Source organism: Paracidovorax sp. MALMAid1276, assembly GCF_049198005.1.
GTDB lineage: Bacteria > Pseudomonadota > Gammaproteobacteria > Burkholderiales > Burkholderiaceae_C > Acidovorax.
On record NZ_JBMIRS010000226.1, the window covers coordinates 1 to 600 of the forward strand.

A 600-nucleotide genomic window follows, 5' to 3' on the forward strand; every position below is an offset into this window, starting at 1 on the left:
ACAACAACAACAACAACAACCCCAAACACCGACCTGCAAATCCACCAGTTCGGCTACAGCGACAGCGGTGAACTCCTGAACACCCAAGGCTGGGAACTGGGCACAGAGGCATCCACCGCGCTGATCAATGCCTGGTTGCAGCTGAGCACCGAGCAGCTGCGTACCGTGCTCAACCAGCAGCACGACCCTCAAGCCCTCGCCAGCAGCCCCTGGCTGCAAAACCTGCAAGTCCAGCACCTGCAGCCCATCAGCCGCGTGGATCTGCAGCTCGACGCATTGGGGCGAACCGCCGGCGAAGTGCAAACCCTGCATCGGCCAGGAACATCCACCATCGAGTTTGAACACCGCATCCACCACCGCCTGGGCGCCCTGGGCGAACGCCAAGCCAGCGAACTGCAAGGCATTGGCCAGATCGACTGGTTGACCTACGGATCAGGCTACGTGCACGGCGTGCTGCTCAACCAAACCCCCTTGCTGGCGCTGGAGCGCGACAAGCTGCACCGTGAAGTGGGCCGCAGCCTGCACCTGCTGCAAAGCGGCGCAGCGCACGAACACGCGCCCGCCGCCATCACCCAGACCCGCCAGCTCGACCCCCTGGGC

At 63.8% G+C, this 600-nt stretch carries 1 pseudogene; it reads left to right on the top strand.

Annotated features, from left to right (window positions below):
- Window positions 1-600, top strand: a pseudogene (locus ACOQFS_RS18535) (sugar-binding protein); the annotation flags it as partial.